Source organism: Pseudomonas sp. McL0111, from assembly GCF_052567255.1.
The window spans coordinates 5,757,163-5,778,392 of record NZ_CP199585.1; the positions used below are offsets into that span (position 1 = coordinate 5,757,163).

Consider the following 21,230-nt stretch of genomic DNA (forward strand, 5'->3'; position numbering starts at 1 on the left):
GGTGAACACAGCTTTTGTGTCAGATGAGAATCCAGTGTGGGAGCTAGCTGCTCCCACAAAGCATCTTCGGTGAACTCAGCTTTTGTGTCAGATGAGAATCCAGTGTGGGAGCTAGCTGCTCCCACAGAGCATCTTCAGTGAACACAGTTTTTGTGTCAGATGAGAATCCAGTGTGGGAGCTAGCCTGCTAGCGATTGCGGTGTATCAGGCAATACAGAATCAGCTGGCAGTCGCCAACAACAGATCGGCCATCGAACGGCTGTGCCCACGGTTTTTGCCATGCTCATACAGCGAGCCGGCAATTTCATCGGCGCGGATCGGCAGGACCGACAGCAGCGTGTCGCTCAAACCGTGGCTGGCCTGGCAGAAGCCCTGCATGTAGATGCCGGCCTTGCAGCGCTCGTCGGTGATCAGCTTGTAGTTGCGATCCACTTCGAACTCACCCAGATACTCTTCCAGCGGCGCCAGCAGTTTGCGGTGCATCTGACGCTCGTAACCGGTGGCCAGTACCACAGCGTCGTATACGCGCACGGTAACTTCGCCAGTGGCATTATTGCGCACCGCGAGTTCGATGCCGCGCTCGGTGGCGGTGGCTTTCTCGACGGTGGTCAGGGTACGGAACGCATGACGGGTCACACCGGAAACCTTCTGGCGATAGAAGATCCCGTAGATGCGTTCGATCAGGTCGATGTCCACTACCGAATAGTTGGTGTTGTGGTACTCGTTGACCAGACGCTCACGCTCGGCGCTGTTCTGCTGGAACACCAGATCGGTGAACTCCGGCGAGAACACTTCGTTGACGAACGGGCTGTCGTCCGCAGGCTTGAGCGCCGAACCGCGCAGAATCATGTCGACTTTTACCGATGGGAACGAATCGTTCAGATCGATAAAGGCTTCCGCCGCGCTCTGCCCGCCGCCGATGATCGCAATGTTCATTGGCTGATTGTTGACGCACGGCTGCTTGGCCATTTGCGCCAGATACTGCGAGTGATGGAACACTCGGCCATCGCCCTTCAGCGCTTTGAACGCTTCCGGAATACGCGGTGTGCCACCGGCGCTGACCACCACCGAACGGGTGGTGCGTACATGTTGATGACCCAACGAATCGCGAGAAATCACCCGCAGCGCTTCAACCTGATGGTTGTGCAGCACCGGCTCGATGGTCAGCACTTCTTCGCCGTAACGGCTCTGCTCGGTGAATTGCCCGGCGACCCAGCGCAGGTAGTCGTTGTACTCCATGCGGCACGGATAGAAGGTGCCGAGGTTGATGAAGTCCACCAGACGACCGTGATATTTGAGGTAATTGACGAACGAGTACGGGCTGGTCGGATTGCGCAGGGTCACCAGATCCTTGAGGAAGGAAATCTGCAACTCGCTCTGCGTCGACAGCGTGTTGCCGTGCCAGCTGTAGTTGGCCTGCTTGTCGAGAAACAATACATCCAGTTCGCCGTGGGTCGGGCCACGCTCTTGCAGTGCGATGGCCAGTGCCAGGTTCGAAGGGCCGAAACCGACGCCGATCAGGTCGTGAACGATGGGCGATGCAATTGCCTGTGTCATTTCCAGTGTCCTCTGGATGTACCCCCCAACAGCGGGGAAAGGAGAGCCTAAGTGACCTGACCGGCCTTGAGCAGGACAGCAGGTCGTCTGTTGAGTAGGAACGAGGACAATGAAATAAAATTTAACGGCGTCAGCTCAATGGGCATCCCATTGCTTGATTCGCAGGCGGCAATGTTTCATCGCATTGACGATGTGTTTTTCCACCAGAGCCTTGGAAATACCGAGGTGTTCGGCGATCTCCGGGTGTGACAGACCTTCGATCTTGCGCAGCAGAAAACTTTCGCGGCACGCCGATGACAGTTCGGCCAGTGCGCGCTGGAGCATCTCCAGTCGCTGACCATGATCGAAAGTGCTGTGGGGGGATGGCGTGAAGTAGCGCTCTTCGTTATCGAGCACGTCCAGCGATTCAACCTGACGCAAGGCGTTGCGACGGTGATCGTCGATCACCAGATTCAACGCGGTGCGGTAGAGAAAGGCCCGGGGCTGCTCGATCGGCGTTTCGCTGGAACGTTCCAGCACCCGCAAATAGGCGTCATGCACCACATCTTCGGCAACCTGACGGTTGCCGAGCTTGGCGTTCAGGAAACACACCAGCTCGCGATAGTAGTTTTCCAACATGACTCCCGGCCGCAAAAGAGGTGCGGTTTCTGTCCTTGAGCACACTGATTTGCCAGCGCGAAGCGCGGTAGCAAGATAGTGGCAACTTGAGGCGCGTAATTTATAGTAATTCTCATATAGATTTAAAGTAGTGTTTGCCCTTGCCCGATAAATAGTCCTGCCCTATAGCTGTTACTTCGTATTTCCGCGCTTAAATTCCCCCTCGCCTGCATCGTTTACAGGACAGCCCCCCGTGTCTGTCGCGTCCTGCGATAGCGTTCAGCGACCGCACGATTCTGTGTACCGGTTGAATGACGGGCCGAATTTCATTGGCCGGAACCCTGCATGAAACGTCCCCGCCCCGCCCGACGCGCGCTGCTCGTAGTCCTTTGTCTGATTCCTGTTGTCGCTTACGCCGCCTGGCAAATCATGCCGCCCGGCCGGGATAAATTCGCCACCGTGCAAGTCAGCCGTGGCGACATCGAAAGCAGCGTCACCGCGCTGGGCACCCTGCAACCACGGCGTTATGTCGACGTCGGCGCGCAGGCCTCGGGGCAGATCCAGAAAATCCATGTGGAAGTCGGCGACGTGGTCAAGGAAGGCCAGTTGCTGGTCGAGATCGACCCGTCCACGCAGAAAGCCAAACTCGATGCAGGACGCTTTTCCATCGAAAACCTCAAGGCGCAGCTTCAAGAGCAACGGGCCCAGCACGAGCTGGCGCAACAGAAATACCAGCGTCAGCAGAATCTCGCCGCCGGCGGTGCCACCCGTGAAGAGGATGTGCAGACCGCTCGCGCAGAACTGAAGGCCACTCAGGCACGCATCGATATGTTCCAGGCGCAGATTCGCCAGGCTGAAGCCAGCCTGCGCAGCGATCAGGCCGAACTTGGCTATACCCGAATCTACGCGCCAATGGCCGGCACCGTGGTCGCGCTCGATGCCCGCGAAGGCCAGACCCTCAATGCCCAGCAGCAGACGCCACTGATCCTGCGAATTGCCAAGTTGTCGCCGATGACTGTCTGGGCCGAAGTGTCCGAGGCTGATATCGGTCACGTCAAACCGGGCATGACGGCCTATTTCACTACACTCAGCGGCGGCAGCCGCCGTTGGAGCAGCACCGTGCGGCAGATTCTGCCAGTGCCGCCAAAGCCACTGGATCAAACCAGCCAGGGCGGCGGCAGTCCGGCCAGCAGCAGCAAAAGCGGCAGTGCCCGGGTCGTGCTCTACACCGTGTTGCTCGACGTCGACAACGCCGACAACGCCTTGATGGCCGAGATGACCACCCAGGTGTTCTTCGTCTCCAATCAGGCGAAAGATGTGCTCACTGCCCCGGTCGCCGCGTTGCAGGGCAGCGCCACGGCGAACCTGCAGACCGCCCAAGTGGTGGCGGCCGATGGCAGCATTCAGTCCCGCGAAGTCCGCACCGGTATCAGTGATCGGTTGAAGGTGCAGATACTCGAAGGCCTGAACGAAGGCGATCACCTGCTGATCGGCCCCGCCGACGGTAGCGGAGGCTGAATGCAAACGCCTCTGATCGACCTGCAGGACATCCGCAAATCCTACGGCGGCGGCGACGCGCCGCAAGTTCACGTGTTGCGTGGCATCGACCTGTCGATTCACGCCGGGGAGTTCGTGGCGATTGTCGGTGCTTCCGGTTCCGGCAAATCGACGCTGATGAACATCCTCGGTTGCCTCGACCGACCGACGTCGGGCGAGTACCGTTTTGCCGGGGAAAACGTCGCCGCCCTCGACAGCGATGAACTGGCGTGGCTGCGCCGCGAGGCCTTTGGTTTTGTATTCCAGGGCTATCACCTGATTCCATCCGGCTCAGCCCAGGAGAACGTCGAAATGCCGGCGATCTATGCCGGCATGCCTGCCGCCGAGCGTCACGCCCGCGCCGCCGCCCTGCTCGACCGACTCGGGCTGGCATCACGCACCGGCAACCGGCCGCATCAGCTTTCCGGAGGCCAGCAACAACGGGTGTCGATTGCCCGGGCATTGATGAACGGCGGCCATATCATTCTCGCCGACGAACCCACTGGCGCCCTCGATAGTCACAGCGGCAAAGAAGTGATGGCGTTGCTCGATGAACTGGCGAACCAAGGTCATGTGGTGATCCTCATCACCCACGACCGCGAAGTGGCGGCCCGGGCCAAGCGCATCATCGAGATCAGCGACGGCCTGATCATCAGCGACAGTGCCCACGACAATCCGCAAGCCCAGACCAGCGCCAGACCCGGAGCCTTGCAGGCAGTCGACCTGCGCAAACGTCTGGCCGAGGGCGCCGAAGCGAAGGGCGCGTGGAAAGGTGAGTTGATCGACGCATTGCAAGCCGCGTGGCGGGTCATGTGGATCAACCGTTTCCGCACTGCCCTGACCCTGCTGGGGATCATCATCGGTGTGGCATCGGTGGTGGTCATGCTCGCCGTCGGTGAAGGCAGCAAACGTCAGGTCATGGCGCAAATGGGCGCTTTCGGCTCCAACATCATTTATCTGGGTGGCGTGCCGCCGCATCCACGGGCGCCCCAGGGCATCGTTACCCTCGACGATCTCGCCGTCCTTGCCACCCTGCCGCTGATCAAGCAGATCATGCCAGTCAACGGTGCCGAAGCCGTGGTGCGTTTCGGCAATGTCGATCACCACAGTTACGTCGGTGGCAACGACACCAGTTTCCCGAAGATTTTCAACTGGCCGGTGGTCGAAGGTAGCTACTTTACTGCTGCCGACGAAGCCGCAGGCGCTGCCGTGGCGGTGATCGGGCACAAGGTGCGGACCAAGTTGCTCAAGGACGTGCCCAGCCCTGTCGGTCAATACATTCTGATTGAAAACGTCCCCTTCCAAGTGGTCGGCGTCCTCGCGGAAAAAGGCTCCAGCTCCGGCGACTCCGACAGCGACGACCGCATCGCTATCCCCTACTCCGCCGCCAGTACGCGACTGTTCGGCACCTACAACCCGGAGTACGTGGCCATCGCTGCCGCCGATGCGCGCAAGGTCAAAGAAACCGAGCAGGAAATCGAACGCATGATGCTGCGCCTGCACAACGGCACCAAGGACTTCGAACTGACCAACAACGCGGCGATGATCCAGGCCGAAGCCCGCACACAAAATACCCTGTCGCTGATGCTCGGCTCGATTGCCGCAATCTCGCTGCTGGTGGGCGGCATCGGCGTGATGAACATCATGCTCATGACCGTGCGCGAACGTACCCGCGAAATCGGTATTCGCATGGCGACCGGCGCCCGGCAACGAGACATCCTGCGGCAGTTTCTGACCGAAGCGGTGATGCTCTCGGTGGTCGGCGGCATCGCCGGGATCGCTCTGGCGCTGATCGTCGGTGGAGTGCTGGTGCTCAGCGAAGTGGCTGTGGCGTTTTCCTTGATGGCGGTACTCGGTGCCTTTGGCTGCGCCCTTGTGACCGGTGTTGTCTTCGGCTTCATGCCGGCCCGCAAAGCCGCCCGGCTCGACCCGGTCACGGCCCTTACCAGTGAATGATCGTTCTATGAAACCGCGCCTCAGTCTGTTGACCCTCTGCCTGATGCTCGGCGCCTGCGGTACTCCCGCCCAGCGCCCGGACAGCGACTTGCCGCCTCCCGCCAACTGGCAAGCGCCACACGCTGACAGCCTCGCCCGGAGTAACGTGCAATGGTGGACCCACTTCGCCAGCCCTGAACTGGATCGTTTGATCGAACAGGCGCGTACCGGCAGCTTCGACCTTGCAGCCGCCGTCGCCCGCGTGCAGCAGGCGCAGGCCGGAACCGTGATCGCCGGCGGCTCGCAATTACCGGAGCTCAAGGCCGCACTCAATGCCAATCGGCAAAAATTGCTGCGCGGCAACGGTTATAGCCAACTGGATGCCGACAGCAGCAACAAGGCTGTCGATTACTTCGACGCCAATCTGAATGCCAGTTACGAAATTGACTTCTGGGGCGGCAAACAAGCATCCCGCGACAGCGCGCAATTTGCCTTGCAGGCCAGCGAATTCGACCGTGCAACCGTGGAACTGACATTGCTCGGCAGCGTCGCAGACACCTACGCACAAACCCTTTCGCTGCGCGAACAAAGTCGTATCGCCGCACTGAATCTGACCAATGCCCGGGATGTCTTGAGACTGGTACAGACCCGCTTTGACTCAGGCTCGGCCACTGCGCTGGAACTGGCACAGCAGAAAAGCCTGGTGGCCGCGCAACAACGCCAGTTGCCATTGGTGCAGCAACAGGCACGTGATGCGGCTGTCAGCCTCGCGGCGCTGCTTGGTCGTCCGGTGCAGGAGTTGGCGGCAAGCCGTGAATCCTTCGCGCAGTTGCAGTGGCCGGTCATCGATGCAGGTTTACCCAGTGATCTGCTCAATCGACGCCCCGACATCGCCCGCGCCGAAGTACAACTCGCCGCCGCCCGGGCCGACGTCAAAGTCGCCCGCGCGGCAATGCTGCCAACCCTGACCCTTAGTGCCGACCTCGGTTCGGGATCCGATCGCTTCAGTGATGTGTTGCGCAGCCCTTTCTACAACCTCACGGCCGGGCTGGTGGCCCCCATCTTCAACAACGGCCGCCTGAGCGCCGAGCACGACAAAGCCACCGCGCGCCAGCAAGAGCTGCTGGAAAACTACCGTGGGGCGATCATCAATGGTTTCGCCGATGTCGAGAAAGCCCTGAACAGTATTCGCGGACTGGATGAACAGCGGCAGTGGCAGACCGAAGAACTCGGCCAGGCACAAACCGCCTTCAACATCGCCCAGAGCCGCTACCAGGCGGGTGCCGAAGATCTGCTGACCGTACTGGAAACCCAGCGCACCCTGTACGCAGCGCAAGATCTGAATGTGCAACTGCGACTGTCCCGATTGCAAGCGAGCATTGCCCTGTATAAGGCACTGGGCGGCGGCTGGCAGATCGCAAGCCGATAAACCAGCGGCAGCGGCGGTGGGTCAGCCAGTGACATGCTGGATGTACTGACCCCATCGCCAGCAGGCTGGCTCCCACAAGGTTTGGGGGATGAGCACTACTTGCCGCCACACCACGGACATTGTAGGAGCCAGCCTGCTGGCGATAGCTGTGGGTCTGGCGGAACAGCGCCTGGATGTGACGCCCCCATCGCCAGCAGGCTGGCTCCCACAAGGTTTGGGGGATGAGCACTACTTGCCGCCGCACCACGGACATTGTAGGAGCCAGCCTGCTGGCGATAGCTGTGGGTCTGCCAGAAAAAGGCTGGATGTGACAACCCAATCACCAGGAGGCTGGCTCCCACAAGGTTTGGGGGGATGGGCACTACTTTGCGCCACACCACGGACATTGTAGGAGCCAGCCTGCTGGCGATAGCTGTGGGTCTGGCAGAACAGCGCCTGGATGTGACGGCCCCATCGCCAGCAGGCTGGCTCCCACAAGGTTTGGGGGATGGGCACTACTTTGCGCCACGCCACGGACATTGTAGGAGCCAGCCTGCTGGCGATAGCTGTGGGTCTGGCGGAACAGCGCCTGGATGTGACGCCCCCATCGCCAGCAGGCTGGCTCCCGCAAGGTTTGGGGAATGGGCACAACTTTGCGCCACACCAGGGACATTGTAGGAGCCAGCCTGCTGGCGATAGCTGTGGGTCTGGCAGAACAGCGCCTGGATGTGACGGCCCCATCGCCAGCAGGCTGGCTCCCACAAGGTTTGGGGGATGAGCACTACTTGCCGCCACACCACGGACATTGTAGGAGCCAGCCTGCTGGCGATAGCTGTGAGTCTGGCAGAACAGCGCCTGGATGTGACGGCCCCATCGCCAGCAGGCTGGCTCCCACAAGGTTTGGGGGATGAGCACTACTTGCCGCCACACCACGGACATTGTAGGAGCCAGCCTGCTGGCGATAGCTGTGGGTCTGCCAGAAAAAGGCTGGATGTGACAACCCAATCACCAGCAGGCTGGCTCCCACAAGGTTGGGGGGATGGGCACAACTTTGCGCCACACCACGGACATTGTAGGAGCCAGCCTGCTGGCGATAGCTGTGGGTCTGGCAGAACAGCGCCTGGATGTGACAACCCAATCACCAGCAGGCTGGCTCCCACAGGGTTTGGGGGATGGGCACTACTTTGCGCCACACCCTGGGACATTGTAGGAGCCAGCCTGCTGGCGATAGCTGTGGGTCTGGCAGAACAGCGCCTGGATGTGACAACCCAATCACCAGCAGGCTGGCTCCCACAAGGTTTGGGGGATGAGCACTACTTGCCGCCACACCACGGACATTGTAGGAGCCAGCCTGCTGGCGATAGCTGTGGGTCTGGCAGAACAGCGCCTGGATGTGACGGCCCCATCGCCAGCAGGCTGGCTCCCACAGGGTTTGGGGGATGGGCACTACTTTGCGCCACACCCTGGGACATTGTAGGAGCCGGCCTGCTGGCGATAGCTGTGGGTGTGGCAGAACAGCGCCTGGATGTGACGGCCCCATCGCCAGCAGGCTGGCTCCCACAGGGTTTGGGGGATGGGAACAACTTGCCGCCGCACCCTGGGACATTGTAGGAGCCAGCCTGCTGGCGATTGAACGATGATGCGGTCTCAAGCCGTCGTCTGTTTGGCCTTCAGATGCCGGGCATACCAAGGTCGTTTCGGCACTTTGCGGAACAGTTCGGTGAGTTTCTTCTCGTCATCGCTGAAGGTGATCCGCAGCGCCAGTTTCATGGTCTCCGGATCCATCTCAACCGACTTGCCCGACTGCAGACCCGGCACGGTACTGCAACCGTGAGTGACCGGCCCCAACCACGGATCATCCACTTCGACCCAACGTCCTGGCGCAAACCACGGCACACCATTCACCTGCAAACGAGTCACCTCTCCCGGATGGAAGCGCTCGTGAGCGCGGAACCAATCTTCCAGACGGTCATCGATCCAGGCATGAAACGCCCAGAATACGGGACTCACATGAGAGGAAAAAGGATCGCCAAGGAAGTCATTTTCAGCGGCGTACCAGCGTGCCGAAAAATCCGCCGGGTCGCGGGCAAACGGCACCGGGTGACCGTTGGATGGATCACGCGGTACTGATGCCCAGCGCATGTGCAGCCAATCGTGCAGCCCCAGTTCGACCTCCGAGCCGAACTGCCCCAGAGTCAGTTTCGACAGATAGCGCGGGTCACGGTAACGCGACTCCCAGACCAGGAAGTTACTGTGATAAGTCTCGGCGGTCTTGATGTCGCTGACCCACTGCGAATACTCGTCATCGTCCTCGGCCACCCAGGTCGGTGGCAGCGAAGTACCGTCATGATTGTCGAAGTAACGGGCGAAACCCTGCCGATCGCGGATCAGTTCCGGCTGCGGCAACGGGAAATGCTGCCACGCTGGCAGATCCTGCATCGTGCGCGCAGTGCCCAGCATGTGCCGGTGCATGAAAAAAAAATCGATCCCCGAGCCATTGCGATCCTTGCGCGGGCCACGGGCATCGCGCTCCTTGTCTCTCGGACCGGGTTGCCAGCCAATACCGCGCAGGGCTCCGCGCTTTTCCTCGGACAAGGTGTGCCACTTGTCCCGTGAGGCGTGCCAGAGCTGATGGAACAATCGATGTTCGGGAGAGATCAGCCAGGCCAGCAGCGTCGGATTGAGGCCGGCACTTTCACGCGCTTCAGGGAAGACACGCTTGACCGCGATAAAGCGGTTGTCCTGGGCCGGCAACATCAAGGGACGATCCAGATTCAACACGCGACCACTGAGGCTGCCGCTGCCAGCGTTGCCGAAACCGCCCCAGACCTCATCCAGCGCCATGCTGAATTCATAGTCAGGCGCACCATCAGCCGCCGTGGTACTGACCAACCGCCAACTAAGTTCGGATGCCTTGACGTCGGCCAGATCGGCGAGCACTCGATAACGCGGCTCAAGTGGTGAGCGCAGACGCTCGCCAGTATCAACAAAGCCGATGACACCACGGCCCTTATGGGCGATGTCGAGGAAAACTTCCAGGCCCTCTTTCGGCAACCCGGCGATGCCTGCATCACGGCCTTCGAAACGAATTTGCCAGACGCCACGCAAGGTGTCGGCCAGCCGTTGGCCGGCGGCATCCGCGACATCGAACGACGCCTCACCGGGCGTAATCGTCGGGTCCGGCTTCGTCCATTCACGATGCCCAAAATAAGCTGCAGGCACGGCAGCGCCGGTCAGTGCCAGACCCGCCATGAACCATCGTCGAGAAATCGTCATTGCCTTACCTGTGTCAGCCATGAAGCAGGCTTTATCCAAGCTAGAACGATTGCCGGGGCAGCAAATTTATCGGTTTGGCAAAAGATCGCAGCCTGTATCAGCGTCTACCGGTACCGATCTTTTGCCGGCACGCTAAATTACTGCCCTGCCCAGTCGTTCTTCCCAGATAGCAAAGGCCCTTGTGCCTGCACCTCGACGGCGAACCTGACTGAGATGGCAATGACAAAACCACGTTCGAAAAAGGCTCTTTACATCGGCCTGCCGCTGGCCTTGGCGATCAGCGCCGGCGCAGGCTTTGCGATCTGGGACCACTGGTTCAGAGACAATCCCGGCTATCCGCCCAAAGTCATGAAACAGGCTGACGAGTTGCAGGACCGCATTCTTTCATTCGACAGCCACGTCACCGTTCCGCTTGATTTCGGCACCGCCGGTAACGAAGCCGACAAGGACGGCAGCGGCCAGTTCGATCTGGTCAAGACTGCCCGAGGACGCCTCTCCGGCGCCGCCCTGACGATTTTCGGCTGGCCGGAAATCTGGAACGGCGCCAACGCTCCGCATCGGCCGACCGCAGGCTTCGTCGAAGAAGCCCGGTTCGAACAGGAAGCACGCTACAAGATCATCAGCACGCTGGTGCGCGACTTCCCCAATCAGGTGGCCATTGCCTATACCCCCGCCGACTTCCGCCGCCTCCATGGCGAAGGCAAGTTCGCGATTTTCATGAGCATGCTCAACGCCTATCCGCTGGGCAACGACCTCAACGCTCTCGATAAATGGGCCGCACGCGGCATGCGCATGTTCGGCTTCAGTTACGTCGGCAACAATGACTGGTCCGATTCGTCTCGCCCGCTGCCGTTTTTCAATGACACCCGTGATGCGCTCGGCGGCCTGTCTGACATCGGCAAACAGGCGGTGCACCGTCTCAACGACCTTGGTGTGATCATCGATGTATCGCAGATGTCGACCAAGGCCCTGGAGCAAGTGGCGCAATTGAGCCGCGCGCCGATTGTGGCTTCGCACTCCGCACCCCGCGCGCTGGTGGATATCCCGCGCAACATCAGCGATCAGGAAATGCAACTGATCAAGAACAGTGGCGGCGTGGTGCAAATTGTCGGTTTCCCGACTTACCTGCGCCCGCTGAGCCAGACCACGCAAGACAAACTCAATGCCCTGCGTGCCAAGTTTGACCTGCAACCGCTGCAAGGTCTGGAAATGGCGCTGATGCCCGGCGATCCGATCATCACCGTCTGGCCGGAGCAGCGCTTCGGCGAATACGCCAGCCAGCTCTATGGGATCGTCGATCAAGAGCCGAAAGCGAACCTCAAGGACCTGGGCGACGCCATCGACTACGCCGTGAAAAAAATCGGCATCGACCACGTCGGCATCAGCTCCGACTTCAACGATGGCGGCGGCCTGGATGGCTGGAAGGATGTCAGCGAGGCGCGCAACGTCACAGCCGAGCTGATCTCGCGCGGCTACAGCGAGGCCGACATCGCCAAGCTGTGGGGCGGCAACTTTCTCAGAGTCTGGGAGCAAGTGCAGCAATCCTCGAAACCTGTGGCCAGCCACTGATGCCCTTTGCCAGAAGCGAACCGAAGTCATGACCAACCGTCGTTCTTTCCTCAAGCAGGCCGGCATTCTTGCTGCAGGCCTGCCGCTGGGGGCTGCTGTCAACCTGCCCGTGCGCGCCGCCAATTCGCAATCGTCGTACGGGGACAAATGGGCGCAACTGCGCCAGATGTTCGATCAGGACCCGGACTACCTGCACTTCGCCAACTTCCTCGTGACCTCCCATCCGCGTCCGGTGCGCGAAGCCATCGAACGTCATCGCGCCACACTGGATCGCAACCCCGGACGTGCGATGGACTGGGATCTGGGCGAAAGTGAAAAGCGCGAACAGGCCGTGCGCGAATGGGCTGGCCGCTATCTCAAGGCCAAACCGGAGCAGATCGCCCTGACCGGCAGTACCACCGAAGGTCTGGCACTGATTTACGGCGGCATTCATGTGCGCCCTGACCAGGAAATCCTCACCACCGAACACGAGCATTATTCGACCAACTACACCCTCGGCTATCGCCAGCAGAAAGACGGGGTGAAGGTACGCAAGCTCAAGCTGTTCGAGAGCAGCGCCGGGATCTCCGTCGATGAAGTACTGACCAGCATCGACCGTGGCATCCGCCCCGAAACCCGCGTACTGGGCATGACCTGGGTGCAATCGGGCAGCGGTGTGAAATTGCCGATTGGCGAAATCGGCAAACTGGTAGACCAGCACAACCGTCAGCGCGAGGAAAAGGACCGCATTCTTTATGTGGTCGATGGCGTCCATGGTTTCGGCGTTGAAGACCTCGACTTCCCGGACATGCATTGCGACTTCTTCATCGCAGGTACCCACAAGTGGATGTTCGGCCCACGCGGCACCGGGATCATCTGTGCACGCTCCAGCGAACTCAAGGACGTCACACCGACCATCCCGACCTTCTCCGAAGCCACGACGTTTTCCACCACCATGACACCCGGCGGCTACCACAGTTTCGAGCATCGCTGGGCGCTGGACGAGGCGTTCAAACTGCATCTGGAACTGGGCAAGGCCGAGGTACAGAACCGCATCCACACCCTCAATACCTATGCGAAAAACCGTTTGCTGGAACACTCGTCTATCGAACTGGTAACGCCTCGCAGCGCAGAACTGTCCGCCGGTTTTACTTTTTTCCGGATCAAGGATCGCGACTGTGACCAGGTCGCCACCCAACTGATGGCAGACCGCGTGGTGTGTGATGCGGTGGAGCGCGACGCCGGCCCGGTGATCCGCATCGCGCCCGGCTTGCTGAACAACGAGAACCAAATCGAGCGCTTCATGGCTGTGCTGAACAAACACCTGTGACGCCCCGCTTTCCTTTAAACGAGATGACTCATGAAATCTGATCTGCTGTCCCCAGCCACGGGCGCCAAGGCGCTCAAGGCTCTGGCCCTCGCCGCGTTGATGGCCGGCCTGCTGCCGACCTCTGCCCAGGCTGCGACTCCGCCACCGGCGGGCAAAGTATTCAAGGACTGCAAGGACTGCCCGGAAATGGTGGTCCTGCCGGCAGGCACCTTCACCATGGGCACACCGGATGACGAAGTCGGCCGCGAACCCGATGAAGGACCGTTGCACGACGTGACCTTCGCCAAGGCATTCGCCATGAGCCGCTTTCAAATCACCGCCGGTGAATGGGACAGCTACGTCCGTGAGAGCGGCGTGGTGATCGCCAATGGCGACACGCGCCCCGGCCGCGAGTGCGTTGCCAGCAAGCCACGCTATCCGCAGACTCCGCGTCAGCCAGCCGTGTGCATGGACTTCCAGGACATCAAGGACTACGTCGCCTGGCTGTCGAAAAAGACCGGCCAGAAATACAGCATGCTCAGCGAGGCCCAACGCGAGTACGGCGCCCGTGCCGGTTCCAAAGGCCCGTTCCCCTTCCCGTTCGACGAAGGCAAGGGCTACAGCATCGCCCGGCACGCCAATACTTACGGCCCGGCCGACGGCTACAGTTTCACCTCGCCGGTGGGCAGCTATCCGGCCAACGCATTCGGCCTGTACGACATGCACGGTAATGTTTACGAATGGGTCGAGGATTGCTACCACCCGGACTACAAAGGTGCGCCAACCGACGGCAGCGCCTGGCTCGAAGCCAATTGCGAGACCTTGCGTATCCGTGGCAATGACTGGGGCGAAGCACCGGTTTTCTCCCGTTCGGGCAACCGCAACGACATCGACCCCAAGACGCGTGGCGACTGGATCGGTTTCCGCGTCGTGCGTGAGCTGTAACGCGCTGTAACGCTTACCCTCTCCTCCCGGTCGCCGCCAGTCGGCGACCGTCTAAATTAAGCACCGGATCAGACGTTCTACAGGGTATCTGCCTTTACGACCCAAGGAACTGTCCTGTCATGACCCAGCCTACGCGCGGTGCAATTCATGAATTGTTCACCCTACTCAAACCCTTTCGGCTTGTTGTTGCACTCTCGGTCATTCTGGGCATGGTCGGTGGCCTGAGCGTCACCGTCCTGCTGGCCACCATCAACAATGCACTGCACTCCGAAAGCGGCCTGACCCAAGGCGTGGTGGCATTGTTCGGCGGCTTGTGTGTACTGGCGCTGCTCAGCTCGATCTGCTCGGACATCGGCACCAACTATGTCGGCCAACACATCATCGCCACCTTGCGCAAACAGTTGGGCGAGAAGGTGCTTTCGGCCCCAATCGACCAGATCGAGCGATACCGTAGCCACCGGTTGATTCCGGTCCTGACCCATGACGTCGACACCATCAGCGACTTCGCGTTTGCTTTCGCACCGCTGGCCATCTCGCTGACCGTGACCCTCGGCTGCATGGGCTATCTGGCAATGCTGTCCTGGCCGATGTTCCTGATCATGGTGGTTGCAATCCTGATCGGCAGCGGTATCCAGTACTTCGCCCAGGGCCGTGGGATCAAAGGCTTCTTCGCCGCCCGTGACGCCGAAGACGAACTGCAGAAGCATTACAACGCCATCGCCGAAGGCGCCAAGGAGTTGCGCATCCATCGTCCGCGCCGCCAGCGCATGTTCAATGCCGGTATCAAGGGCACCGCCGATTTCATCTGCAAGACCCAGATCAAGTCGATCAATACTTTTGTGATTGCCAAGAGCTTCGGTTCGATGCTGTTTTTTGTGGTCATCGGCCTCGCGCTGGCCCTGCAATCGTTCTGGCCAAGCGCCGACAAAACTGTGATGAGCGGCTTCGTGCTGGTGTTGCTGTACATGAAAGGCCCGCTGGAACATCTGGTCGGCACCCTGCCCGTAGTCAGCCGTGCGCAGATCGCTTTCCGCCGTATCGCCGAACTGTCCGCGCAATTTTCCTCGCCCGAGCCACACCTGCTGCTTAGCGACCAGGGCAAGAAAGCCACGCCGGTGCATAGCCTGGAACTCAATGACGTGCGCTACGCCTTCCCGGCGGTGGGCGATGCCCAGCCGTTCACGCTGGGCCCGGTAAATCTGAAGATCGAACAGGGCGACATCGTGTTCATCGTTGGCGAAAACGGTTGCGGCAAGACCACGCTGATCAAGCTGCTGCTGGGGCTGTACCCGCCACAGCAGGGGGAAATTCGTCTCAACGGGGAGTGCGTCAATGCTCAGACACGCGACGATTACCGTCAGTTGTTCACCACCATTTTTGCCGACTACTACCTGTTCGACGATGTGGTGCAAGGCGACACGCACATCCCCGAAGACGCCAACAAATACCTGCAACGCCTGGAAATCGCCCACAAGGTCAGCGTGCAGGACGGCAATTTCACTACCACAGATCTGTCCACCGGGCAGCGCAAGCGCCTGGCGCTGGTCAACGCATGGCTGGAAGAACGTCCGGTGCTGGTGTTCGACGAATGGGCGGCAGATCAGGACCCGACCTTCCGCCGGATTTTCTACACCGAACTGCTGCCCGACCTCAAACGCCTGGGCAAAACCATCATCGTGATCTCCCACGATGACCGCTACTTCGACGTGGCGGACCAGTTGGTGCGCATGGACGCCGGCAAAGTCATGACCGCGCTGAATCCGGCCTGACTGCCTTTTGCTCAGGGATGAGCCAATCCTGCCTCCGCGCGATAGCAGAAGTATTCGTGGGTGCGGGATTTTTTCCGGTTTTTTCTCAGTGTTGCGTCTAATTATCATTAACTAATAAAACTGCACTCGCACTTCAGGAGCATCCCGAGCACATGCAAGCCTTCAAGTTGTCCCGCACTCCCTTGGCCGAGGCCATTTCTCGCCGCAACCCACGCGGTTCCGTGCTGTCCGGTGCCTTGCTGGCTTTGATGCTGATGGGCAGCGCTCAGGCTCAGGCGACTCCGGTCGATGTCAATGTTCCGGCACAATCACTGGCCAGTGCCCTGCAACAACTGGGTCAACAAGCCAACCTGCAGATTCTTTACAGCCCGGAGACGCTGTCGGGTCTGAAGTCGAGCGCGGTATCTGGCCATCTGGAACCGGAACAAGCGCTGAACAACTTGCTGCTGGGGAGCGGCATGACTTATCAACTGACCGGCAATACCGTATCGCTGTTGCCAGCGACCGGTGCCGGCAACGCGCTGGAGCTGGGCGCGGTATCGATTTCCGGCAAGGCACCTGGCTCGACCACTGAAGGCACCGGGCTGTACACCACCTACTCGTCCAGTAGTTCGACGCGTCTGAACCTGACCCCGAAAGAAACCCCGCAGTCGCTGACCGTGATGACCCGCCAGCGCCTGGACGACCAACACCTCACCAACCTCAGCGACACCCTCGACGCCACGCCGGGCATCATCGTGCTGCGCGATGGTCAGGGCGCAGAATCCGACGGTTATTTCTCCCGTGGTTTCGAGATTCAGAACTTCGAAATCGACGGCGTGCCGACCGTCAAGCGCATGGACAACTACACCCAAAGCATGGCGATGTACGACCGTGTTGAAGTGGTGCGTGGCGCTACCGGTCTGATCAGCGGCCTGGGCAGCCCTTCGGCGACCATCAACCTGATCCGCAAACGCCCGACCGCCGAGGCCCAGGCCAGCGTCACCGCTGAAGCCGGTAACTGGGATCGCTACGGCACCGGTTTCGACGTTTCCGGTCCACTGACACCAACTGGCAACGTGCGCGGCCGACTGGTCGCCGACTTCAAGACCGAACAATCCTGGGTTGATCGCTACAAGCAGGATTCGCAGCTGATCTACGGCATCACCGAATTCGATCTGACCGAAGACACCCTGCTGACCATGGGCTTCAGCTACCAACGCACCGACGTCGATTCGCCGATGCGCTCCGGCCTGCCGACCCGCTTCACTGACGGCTCGCGCACCAACCTCAGCCGCTCGCTCAACTCGGCGCAGACCTGGTCGTACAACGACCACGAACAAACCAGCTTCTTCACCTCGATCGAACAACAGTTCGCCAACGGCTGGAGCGGCAAACTCGAATTCACTCACTCGGAAAACAAATTCGACGAGGTCTTCAACTACGTCAACGGCGGCCTGAATCCGGACGGCAGCGGCACCACCCAACTACCTGTGCGGTTCTCCGGTACTCCACGCCAGGACAACATCGACGCCTACCTGACCGGTCCGTTCGGCCTACTGGGTCGCGAGCATGAGTTGATCGCGGGTGTAACCCTGTCCAACTACTACGAGAACGTACCAAGCTACGGCGGCTGGAAGTACGACTACTCCGGCTCACCGGCCGGCGCCATCGACAACCTGCTGAACTGGAACGGCGACTCGGTCAAACCGGAGTTTAATGTCACCGGTAAATCCACCGTCGACGAAACCCAATACGCCGCCTACCTGGCCACCCGCCTGCATGCCACTGACGACCTGAGCATCCTGCTCGGCAGCCGAGTGGTCGACTGGCACCGCGACATCGAAGACAAGCCATACGGCGCCGCAGAAACCAAGACCAAGGAATCGGAAACCGGCGTTTACATCCCGTACGCGGGCGTGGTCTACGACCTCAACGACACTTGGTCGCTGTACGCCAGCTACACCAAGATCTTCAACCCGCAATCGTCCTGGGTACGTGACGTCAACAACAAGCCGCTGGACCCGATGGAAGGCACCGGCTATGAAGTCGGCGTCAAGGGCAGCCACTTCGACGGCAAGCTGAACTCCAGCTTTGCGCTGTTCAAGATTGAACAGGACAATCTGGCGATCTGGATCGACACCCCGGGCGGCAACACTTATAAATCCGAGCAAGGCACAACCACCAAGGGCGCCGAACTCACCCTGGACGGCGAACTGGCCGAAGGCTGGCAGGCGTCTGCAGGTTACGCCTACGCAGTCAGCACCGATGCCGATGACCAGCGCATCGTCACCACCCTGCCACGCCACAGTCTGAAAACCTTCACCAGCTATCGCCTGCCGGGCATTCTGGACAAAATCACCCTCGGTGGTGGCGTGAACTGGCAGAGCAAAACCGGTGCCGACCTGCACACCTTCCAGCAAGGCAGCTACGCCGTCACCAACCTGTTGGCTCGTTACGACATCAACAAAAACCTCAGCGCCTCGGTCAACCTGAACAACGTATTCGACCGCGAGTACCTCAGCTACGCCGGCGACCACGGCATGTACGGCGCTCCGCGCAACATCATGACGGGCTTCAAGTACACGTTCTGATTTAACGGCTGTAACCAGAAAAACGCCACGGCAAAACCGGGGCGTTTTTTTTTGGCCGGACTTTAACTTGTGCCAGATCAACTCTCCTTGTGGGAGCCAGCCTGCTGGCGATAGCTGTGGGTCAGTCAGCAAGGATTCAGCAGGGATTGCCTCATCGCCAGCAGGCTGGCTCCCACAGTGGTTTTTCAGAGGGGCAGATATTTTGCGTCCAACCACGGCCCTTGTGGGAGACAGCCTGCTGGCGATGGCTGCCGGTCAGTCAGCAAGGATTCAGCAGGGATTGCCCCAATCGCCAGCAGGCTGGCTCCCACAGTGGTTTTGGGGGGTGTTGAAATTCAGACCCATATGGCATCCCACAATGGATAGTCGCCAAGTTTCTCGACCAGGCCCGCTCGCAAAGGGTTGGCCACAATATAGCGGGCCATTTTGATCAGGTCCTCTTCGCGTCGCAGTGCCCGGTCATGAAAACCCTTTTGCCAGAGACTGACCTTGTGGCCTACGGACTGATTCACCGCTTTGGCACTCAGAGATTTGGTTTTTTGCATCAAGTCTCCCAGCGACCCACACTGCAACTCGACCAGCCAATGAAAGTGATCAGGCATGACGACCCAGGCCAATGAGTTCGCCACGCCTTGCTGTTGTGCATGTCGAAATTGGTTCACAACCAAGCGACCCAGTTCGAAATTCTGAAAAACTGGTTGGCGTCCGTGGGTGTTGGTGGTCAGCAGGTAAATTCGATTTGATTCGGCGTAACGACCACGCCGCAGGCGATGTGAAGCAGGTAAATCAGGCATTCCTTCGCCTCGCTCATAAATTGATTATGAGAAGGCTAGTCCGTCTGACCCATGGAGGGTTTACAGACTTTTGGCTGGATGTGTCTAACTGATCACTATCGCCAGCAGGCTGGCTCCCACAATGATTTTCAGGGGGGCAGATATTTTGTATCCAGCCGCAGATCCTGTGGGAGACAGCCTGCTGGCGATAGCTGTGGGTCAGTCAACAAGGATTCAGCAGGGATTGCCTCATCGCCAGCAGGCTGGCTCCCACAATGATTTTCAGGGGAGCAGATATTTTGTATCCAGCCGCAGATCCTGTGGGAGACAGCCTGCTGGCGATAGCTGTGGGTCAGTCAGCAAGGATTCAGCAGGGATTGCCTCATCGCCAGCAGGCTGGCTCCCACAGTGATTTTCAGGGGAGCAGATATTTTGTATCCAGCCGCAGATCCTGTGGGAGACAGCCTTCTGGCGATAGCTGTGGGTCAGTCAGCAAGGATTCAGCAGGGATTGCCTCATCGCCAGCAGGCTGGCTCCCACAATGATTTTCAGGGGGGCAGATATTTTGTATCCAGCCGCAGATCCTGTGGGAGACAGCCTGCTGGCGATAGCTGTGGGTCAGTCAGCAAGGATTCAGCAGGGATTGCCTCATCGCCAGCAGGCTGGCTCCCACAATGGTTTTCAGGGGGGCAGATATTTTGTATCCAGCCGCAGATCCTGTGGGAGACAGCCTTCTGGCGATAGCTGTGGGTCAGTCAACAAGGATTCAGCAGGGATTGCCCCAATCGCCAGCAGGCTGGCTCCCACAATGGTTTTCAGGGGGGCAGATATTTTGTATCCAGCCGCAGACCTTGTGGGAGACAGCCTGCTGGCGATAGCTGTGGGTCAGTCAACAAGGATTCAGCAGGGATTGCCTCAATCGCCAGCAGGCTGGCTCCCACAGTGGTTTTCGGGGGGGCCTATATTTTCTGTCCACCACCAACCCTGTGGGAGACAGCCTGCTGGCGATGGCGTCGTTGCGGTCAATCCGCTATGTCAGCCGGATACATCGCGGCGCGCAGAACCGTAACCAGTTCCTGATAAATCACCTCCACTTCTTCGGTGACCATGCGCATGCGCAGGAAGTCGTGAACGTGGCCGGTGAATTCACGGCATTCAAGCAGTCCTCCTGTGCCGTCCAAACGTTCGGCATAAGCGCGGCCTTCGTCCACCAGCGGGTCGAAACCTGCCAAGGCGACGTAGGCCGGTGCGGCGCCAGCAAGGTCGGGGCACAGCAGTGGCGAGAAACGCCAGTCGTGGCGATCTTCAATGCTGCGTGCATAGTGCTGGTAGAACCATTCCAGGGTGTCGCTTTCCAGCAGATAACCCTCGCCGAGCAAGTCCATTGACTCGCGGCGCTGCGAGGCGTCCGTCACCGGGTAGCAGAGCAATTGCAGGCATGGCTTGAGCGCGTCGGCCGCACGCGCTTCAAGCGCCAGCACGGTCGCCAGCGTGGCGCCGACACTATCGCCGCCAAACACCAGACGCGACAGATCGAGATCGAACGCCCCGGCATGTTCGCGCAGCCAATCCAGTGCATCGGCGCAATCGTGCAGCGCCACCGGAAACCTGTGTTCCGGTGCGCGGCGATAGCCCACCGACAACACGGCACACGGCGTACGCGCGCAGAACTCGCGGCAAATACCGTCATGGGAGTCGAGGCTGCCCACCACAAAACCGCCACCGTGCAAAAACAGCAGCACCGGCAAGACACCGACCTTTTGCAAAGGACGGTACAGCCGCAACGTCAACTCGGCACCGTCGCGAGCGATGTATTGCACCTCAGTCACATCGACATCCGGCACATCCCAGCGCATCTGTTGCGAGGACTGTTCGAACGCCGCTCGCGCCTGCTCCGGCGTACCCTGGTGAAACGCGCTGCTCTGGCTATCCTCGACCAGATCGAGAAACGCCGCCACTTCCGAATTCAATGACATAAATCACATCCCGGACCGATGCGCAGAA

At 59.9% G+C, this 21,230-nt stretch carries 13 protein-coding genes; 8 read left to right on the forward strand and 5 right to left on the reverse strand.

What is annotated here, in order from left to right:
* Positions 1–219 precede the first annotated feature (219 nt).
* Together ACTWLJ_RS25995 and ACTWLJ_RS26000 are read right to left on the reverse strand one after the other, a co-directional pair.
* Entirely contained in the window at positions 220–1,557 is a 1,338-nt protein-coding gene (locus tag ACTWLJ_RS25995) for a lysine N(6)-hydroxylase/L-ornithine N(5)-oxygenase family protein (RefSeq protein ID WP_445179043.1), read from the reverse strand.
* Between the two features lie 135 nt (positions 1,558–1,692).
* Complete coding sequence (locus tag ACTWLJ_RS26000; RefSeq protein WP_401210511.1) at positions 1,693–2,175, reverse strand: sigma-70 family RNA polymerase sigma factor; 483 nt, start codon at positions 2,173–2,175, stop codon at positions 1,693–1,695.
* Positions 2,176–2,499: 324 nt separating this feature from the next.
* Between ACTWLJ_RS26000 and ACTWLJ_RS26005 the strand changes: the two genes are divergently transcribed.
* From ACTWLJ_RS26005 to ACTWLJ_RS26015, 3 genes are read left to right on the forward strand one after another with little or no spacing between them, the layout of a single operon-like run.
* A complete protein-coding gene (locus ACTWLJ_RS26005) occupies positions 2,500–3,672 on the forward strand; it encodes an efflux RND transporter periplasmic adaptor subunit (protein ID WP_445179044.1) in 1,173 nt (390 codons plus the stop codon).
* On the forward strand, positions 3,673–5,646 hold the full coding sequence (locus tag ACTWLJ_RS26010; RefSeq protein WP_445179045.1) for a MacB family efflux pump subunit: 1,974 nt from the start codon (positions 3,673–3,675) through the stop codon (positions 5,644–5,646).
* A 7-nt stretch (positions 5,647–5,653) separates the two neighbouring features.
* On the forward strand, positions 5,654–7,054 hold the full coding sequence (locus ACTWLJ_RS26015; protein WP_445179046.1) for an efflux transporter outer membrane subunit: 1,401 nt from the start codon (positions 5,654–5,656) through the stop codon (positions 7,052–7,054).
* Positions 7,055–8,680: 1,626 nt separating this feature from the next.
* On the opposite strand, the gene pvdP is transcribed toward ACTWLJ_RS26015, so the two are convergent.
* Positions 8,681–10,309, reverse strand: a complete 1,629-nt coding sequence (gene pvdP / locus ACTWLJ_RS26020) for a pyoverdine maturation tyrosinase PvdP (RefSeq protein ID WP_445179047.1) — start codon at positions 10,307–10,309, stop codon at positions 8,681–8,683.
* 219 nt (positions 10,310–10,528) lie between these two features.
* On the opposite strand from pvdP, the gene pvdM reads away from it, so the two are divergent.
* From pvdM to ACTWLJ_RS26045, 5 genes are all read left to right on the forward strand, one after another.
* Positions 10,529–11,878 (forward strand): pyoverdine-tailoring dipeptidase-like protein PvdM, encoded by a 1,350-nt coding sequence (gene pvdM / locus ACTWLJ_RS26025; protein ID WP_445179048.1) that lies wholly within the window; start codon positions 10,529–10,531, stop codon positions 11,876–11,878.
* A 28-nt stretch (positions 11,879–11,906) separates the two neighbouring features.
* Positions 11,907–13,187, forward strand: a complete 1,281-nt coding sequence (pvdN, locus tag ACTWLJ_RS26030) for a pyoverdine-tailoring periplasmic protein PvdN (RefSeq protein ID WP_445179049.1) — start codon at positions 11,907–11,909, stop codon at positions 13,185–13,187.
* A 30-nt stretch (positions 13,188–13,217) separates the two neighbouring features.
* A complete protein-coding gene (pvdO, locus tag ACTWLJ_RS26035) occupies positions 13,218–14,111 on the forward strand; it encodes a dihydropyoverdine dehydrogenase (protein WP_445179050.1) in 894 nt (297 codons plus the stop codon).
* 119 nt (positions 14,112–14,230) lie between these two features.
* Positions 14,231–15,880, forward strand: a complete 1,650-nt coding sequence (locus tag ACTWLJ_RS26040) for a cyclic peptide export ABC transporter (protein ID WP_445179051.1) — start codon at positions 14,231–14,233, stop codon at positions 15,878–15,880.
* Between the two features lie 152 nt (positions 15,881–16,032).
* Positions 16,033–18,453, forward strand: coding sequence for a TonB-dependent siderophore receptor (locus ACTWLJ_RS26045; RefSeq protein ID WP_445179052.1), 2,421 nt, complete (start codon positions 16,033–16,035; stop codon positions 18,451–18,453).
* A gap of 335 nt (positions 18,454–18,788) precedes the next feature.
* Here the strand turns inward: ACTWLJ_RS26045 and ACTWLJ_RS26050 are convergent, their stop codons facing one another.
* On the reverse strand, positions 18,789–19,247 hold the full coding sequence (locus ACTWLJ_RS26050) for an REP-associated tyrosine transposase (protein ID WP_445179053.1): 459 nt from the start codon (positions 19,245–19,247) through the stop codon (positions 18,789–18,791).
* Between the two features lie 1,001 nt (positions 19,248–20,248).
* Positions 20,249–21,202 (reverse strand): alpha/beta hydrolase, encoded by a 954-nt coding sequence (locus ACTWLJ_RS26055; protein WP_445179054.1) that lies wholly within the window; start codon positions 21,200–21,202, stop codon positions 20,249–20,251.
* Positions 21,203–21,230: the final 28 nt, after the last annotated feature.